This window comes from Microcystis sp. M53602_WE12, assembly GCF_030065455.1.
Classification (GTDB): domain Bacteria; phylum Cyanobacteriota; class Cyanobacteriia; order Cyanobacteriales; family Microcystaceae; genus Microcystis; species Microcystis aeruginosa.
Genome location: NZ_JASJFB010000078.1, coordinates 1 through 5,014 on the forward strand (window position 1 = coordinate 1; position 5,014 = coordinate 5,014).

4 protein-coding genes and 1 pseudogene are annotated in these 5,014 nt (G+C 38.6%); 1 reads left to right on the forward strand and 4 read right to left on the reverse strand.

The genetic code is table 11. The features are described from left to right. Window positions 1-228 precede the first annotated feature (228 nt). The 4 genes from dndC to PX482_RS03380 all read right to left on the reverse strand — a co-directional run bounded on the left by dndC (window position 229) and on the right by PX482_RS03380 (window position 4,666). The gene (gene dndC / locus PX482_RS03365; protein ID WP_288122061.1) at window positions 229-1,881 is read right to left on the reverse strand and encodes a DNA phosphorothioation system sulfurtransferase DndC; all 1,653 of its coding nucleotides are present in this window, start codon (window positions 1,879-1,881) and stop codon (window positions 229-231) included. Window positions 1,882-1,885: 4 nt separating this feature from the next. Beyond that, window positions 1,886-2,836 (reverse strand): HNH endonuclease, encoded by a 951-nt coding sequence (locus PX482_RS03370; protein WP_353852214.1) that lies wholly within the window; start codon window positions 2,834-2,836, stop codon window positions 1,886-1,888. A 268-nt stretch (window positions 2,837-3,104) separates the two neighbouring features. After that, window positions 3,105-3,839 (reverse strand): SDR family oxidoreductase, encoded by a 735-nt coding sequence (locus tag PX482_RS03375; protein WP_288023283.1) that lies wholly within the window; start codon window positions 3,837-3,839, stop codon window positions 3,105-3,107. Window positions 3,840-3,877: 38 nt separating this feature from the next. Then, window positions 3,878-4,666, reverse strand: a complete 789-nt coding sequence (locus PX482_RS03380) for a class I SAM-dependent methyltransferase (protein WP_002761744.1) — start codon at window positions 4,664-4,666, stop codon at window positions 3,878-3,880. A gap of 78 nt (window positions 4,667-4,744) precedes the next feature. Here PX482_RS03380 and PX482_RS27600 point away from each other — a divergent pair. Continuing rightward, window positions 4,745-4,954, forward strand: a pseudogene (locus PX482_RS27600) (MvdC/MvdD family ATP grasp protein); the annotation flags it as partial. Window positions 4,955-5,014: the final 60 nt, after the last annotated feature.

Here is a 5,014-nt window from a genome sequence, read left to right on the forward strand (position 1 = left end):
TAGGGTTTGCGGCAAAAAGTTTTTCGTGGGGGTAGGGTGTAGGGCGTGGGGTGTGGGGGGTGGGGTTTTACCCATTTTCAGGTGGTCAATTACCTAATTTTCAGGGAAAAAGTCCAGGGATTTTCCCCCCAATCACTCCAATGGTCGGCACTTTTTGAGGGAAAAAAAGTCTAAAAACCTTATCCAACAAGGTTGTTAGATTTATTCAGCAAACCCTACATAAACCCGTTATTCTTCCTCCTCATCGGTTGTAGGGAATTTCATACTGGCCCAAGTTAACTGTTTTTGCGGGTCTTTTTCCGGTTCACTAAAACTCTCCTTGAGTTGTTCTTTCACCTGAGCAATATTGCCACTTTGAGCGGCATTCTTTAGATCATAGACATAACGAGCATTTTCGATCGCTTCCTCTTTACTACGAGAACTAGACTCAAAGCATTTTTCTAGGTCTTTGTAAATACCCTTGCGAGAGATTTTGAGAAAATATTGACGTTCTGTATCGATCAGTTTAGCCAATAATTCTAGGTGCATGGAATCCTCGGCACAGATATCCGCGAGTATATCCCATTCTTCACTCCCCAAAAGATTATTATCCGCCCCCGGTCGCGGGTCTTGAAAAGTTTCTCCAGTCACTTGTTTATAAATCTTCGGTAATTGGTCATCAAATTCGTGCTTTTCTTCCCTCCAAATCCGGCGAATTTCGCTGAGTTCCTCCGTGGTAATTAGGGTAATATCTTTCATCTCCTCTGGGGCATTAGTACGCACGCTCTCCTGAGCTTCTAATACCCTTCTCAGCCAATATTCTCGCCATTTTTTAGTATAGGGTCCCGGTATGGGTTCGATCGATATTTCTCCATTTAAGTTTCTTTCAAATAATTGTACTTTCCCAAAGATACGGCGAAAATCCCGTTTTGGTCGGTCATCTTCTATATCTAATTCGTTGCGAAGCTCTAAAAGCGGTTGTAACCATTCTTTTTCTTCGTCATTCTGTATCATTGCCTCCATCGATTTATCTTTATTCACCAACGTACACACCCAACAACCTAAGCGCGAATCTCCACAGCTAGGAGTGGAAGTATCTACCACTAGGGGACATTCATTATCCGCAGTCGCTCCTCTATACATTGCTAATAATTCTTTGTTATCTCCTCCCCAGGGATTTTCCCACTGCATTAAGTACATCCATACTTCATCAGTACGCCAATCTTCTAAAGGGCTATAAATAATTGCATTGGGAAGGCTACCACTATAGCGCAATGGTTTACTAATATTCTCCTTAAGATTAAGTTGTTCTTGAAAGCTATTAATTTCATATTTATTCATTGTTGAAGCACGTTTATTACTCTCAGCCTTTCTTGTACCGAGCATAAGAATAACTTCGCCATTTTCTCGAATTTGCTGACGAATAAAATGATTTGTTGGTGTTATCTTTAGTCTTTCAGTACACCAACGAAATCCATGACGAGGTGCAGGATAGCCTTTACCAATTAAACAAGTCCAAAAAGTATCTTTTATTTCTGGGCGTAATAAATAAGGTTCTACAGGCATCTGCTGCATTTTAGCTTCATTTTTCATTCTGGCTAAAGATTGTTTAACCCAAGTAGATACAAGAGGATTTTCAACTTGAGTATCTGTAGTCATTACATAAATTTTTTTATGACGCTCCTCGATGGAAAGTTTGCTGATTGCATTCCAAATTAACTGAACAACAGCACTACTATCTTTTCCTCCTGAGTAACCTATAACAAATGGAATACTGTTAGAAAGATATAAACTTTGAATTTCTTTTGTAATTATTTCAACGTCTATAACAAAGTCATCAACAGTTCTAGAAGGAAAAATATTTATCTGTGTTTGCTCGCCAAAAATAACATTATTTCTCATAAATTTAACCTTTAAATATATTATCTCTATGCCATTTTACGGATTCAAGATTAGGCAGATATTCGTGATTATCAGGCAGTATAAGATTCTCACCATGAAAATCTTTTATAGACTTTGCGTTCGGTGAAACTTCTTCAAAATCTTCTGTGATAATAATTTTGTATTGATTATCAATTGTGAATAATCCTTGATCAAATGCCCAATGATGATTTTTACACAGAGATAAACCATTGTTTATCTGGTTATTATAGAATTTAGCAAAAGGTTTGATATGTGCGCCATCGACAATACTTTGTGTCAAGGAGTGGATTACTTTAAGACCACAAAAAGAGCATTGATAATTATATATATAAACGACTGCTTTACGAAAAAAAGCACTTCTTATTAAAGATTTTCGTAGGTAGAATTTTTTCTCCTGTTCTACATTATCGAATATTGATAATTCTTCCGTACTTACATCCTGCAAGTTAGTGTTAATAGTCAATATTTCACTAATTTCTTTTTGAGATGATAAAAACCATACTGATATTAAAGTGTCTATTAATTCTTGACGACAATTTTGGTCTTGAAGCAAATTATATAAATCCTCATCTAATGAGGCATATTCTACAGCTAATTTGAGTTTTTTCATTGACTTTGGCTGTAGCCCATTAAAATCTGGCTTTAATCTTAAATACCAGAATCCTTCGCTTTGTAAGTGAAAAAATGGATAATACAACCCCCCCTCGTATTGAGACGATAAAACATTCCAGTATTTATTAAATGTATTAATTAATTCATCCGAAACAAAAATTTTATTTTCCGTGATTAATCCCTGTGAAATTAGATCGATAACTGATAAAAGTAAAATTGGTTTATATTGAGCATTACCTCTTTTTTTACTAACATTAACATTCAAAGATGCGAATCTTTCACAATAATATTTTAAATTGCGTAGGGGAAGACTATCGACCATAGGGGTGGGAGATATGCGGATAAAAAAAGGAAACTATTACCAGCATACAGGAAAACATCCCACCGAGAGGAAAAAATACAGAAAGCCTAGAGAGATAGTCATAATAACATCGATCGAGCGCGGCTGACAAGCGATCGCAAAATCGAACCTATGTACTATGATCAACCCTTAATGCAACTTTAAAAACCCGCTTCCCACTCCCTCCTATACCCTTTAAAGAGGATTTAGTATCACTTTCCCGGGTTGAGGGTTTAAGTCCGGTTAGGGATTAAAGAGTAACTCCACCGTCCACGGGTAAAACCACCCCTGTCATATAGGGGTTGATAATCAAACTCAATACTGCTAGGGCGACTTCTTCGGGTTGCCCTAAATGTTCGACAGGTAGAGCAGAAACCGCCCATTTGCTCAGGTCGGAGCGTTCCGAATCACCTTGACTGGTCCAGATGCTTGTATCTTCTATTAATCCGGGGGCAACAACGTTAACGCGAATAGGAGCGAGTTCTAGGGCGAGGGCGCGTCCAAATACGGCTACGGCACTATTAGCGGCGGCTATGACGGAAATTCCGCCCATTTTGGAATATTTGAACATAGTGACGCTGGATGTCAGGGTAATAGAACCGTCCTTGGCCAAAGTTTTCAGGGAGCCACGCACTGCTAAAAAGGTTGCCCAGAATTTCTCCATACCTCCCCGGGCCGTTTCTGTGGTCATTGCGGTTAATAAGGCTCGCGGCATATTTCTGTCTCCGAGAGAGGTGACTACTAAATGGTCAAAGTTGCCAATTTCTGCAAAAAAGGCATTAACAGAATCTTCTTCTAAAAAATTAACAGTTTTGGCTTCAATCTCCCCGGAAATTAGGGCAACAGCGGCAGCTAATTTCTCTTGAGAAGCATGGGAAAGCACCACTTTTGCCCCCAGGGAGAGCAATTTTTCGGCAATCCCTAGGTCAATCCCAGAGCTTGCACCAATAATAACGACTTTTTTACCCGATAAGGAATCAAACATTTTTTTGTCTCCAAAAATTCAAGAAAAACTTACAACTATTACAGTATATTGACTGGCTTTTGGGCAGCAACTAACCAATAAGTTATGGCCGAGGAACTTAGCAAATTATCCAGAGCATTAATGTTTAAATTATAGGTTTCTTCGTCTAATTTTCCCGATTGCAATTCCTCTGTTAACCAAGACTTAAGATGGCGAAAATGTCTGAACCAGCACTCCTCCGTCACCTCGACAAATTGAACATCTTTAAACCCTGCCTGTTGATAAAGATTTTGATACTCTGCCCTATCTTTGACCGTGTTTGCTTGGGGAACTGTCCAATCCCCTAAAAGTTCTGTTGTGGCAAAACTCAGATCTGAGAGAATTAAGGTTCCCCCCGGCTTTAATACTCGCCAAGCTTCTTGGAAGAATTGCCGCCTGGTATTAAAATAAAAAGCCGCTTCTACACAAATAATTTGCTCAAAAGAATGATCAGCAAAATCCATCTCTACTGCGTCCATTAACAGAAATTTACCCTCGGGAAAATTCAAGAGACTTCTGGCAATTTGTGTCGGAGAAATGTTAATCCCCACAATTGCTGTCAATGGGTAATATTTGAGAAGATAATGGGTAGTTGCTCCCAAACCACAGCCAACATCAAGAATTGTTCCCTGTTTGTTGGGAATAAATTCTAAAAGTTTCTCCATCAGAGTAGAGGATGCTTCCTGTTGATCTTGGGTATGGGAGAGCCAATAACCGACATTAAAAAACTCTCTTTCACCATAAAACTCTCGAATCGAAGGACTACAAATTAAATCATCGAATCTACTAATCCATTCATTTTTATCCATTGTTAAACTCACTTAACTGTTTCGGCAAAAACTACATTAGTTTAACACGATTGGGCTTAGTAGAGCGGGAAGTGGGAAGTGGGTTATAGCAATGCTTGCCAAACTCTTGTTAAGGCACTAGATATTGACCGCGTGGCTGAGGCGATATAAAAAAAAGGAGCCACACCTTTTCCCTTAGATACCGATAAATTTCCCTTAGAGGTTCAACTAACAGCCCAATTTAATGGTAAAAAAAGTTTTTATCAATTAACCTATAACCATCAATCTATATTATCATATCTGGTGAGGGACAGAAGTTAGGGAGCATCTCACCTTTGCAATAAGTAGAAATGCTTAATGAGATCAATA

Bases quoted from the DNA above. Each gene is read 5' to 3' on its own strand.
- PX482_RS03370 (WP_353852214.1), bottom strand. From the start codon at position 2,836: ATGGTCGATAGTCTTCCCCTACGCAATTTAAAATATTATTGTGAAAGA.
- PX482_RS03375 (WP_288023283.1), bottom strand. From the start codon at position 3,839: ATGTTTGATTCCTTATCGGGTAAAAAAGTCGTTATTATTGGTGCAAGC.
- dndC (WP_288122061.1), bottom strand. From the start codon at position 1,881: ATGAGAAATAATGTTATTTTTGGCGAGCAAACACAGATAAATATTTTT.
- PX482_RS03380 (WP_002761744.1), bottom strand. From the start codon at position 4,666: ATGGATAAAAATGAATGGATTAGTAGATTCGATGATTTAATTTGTAGT.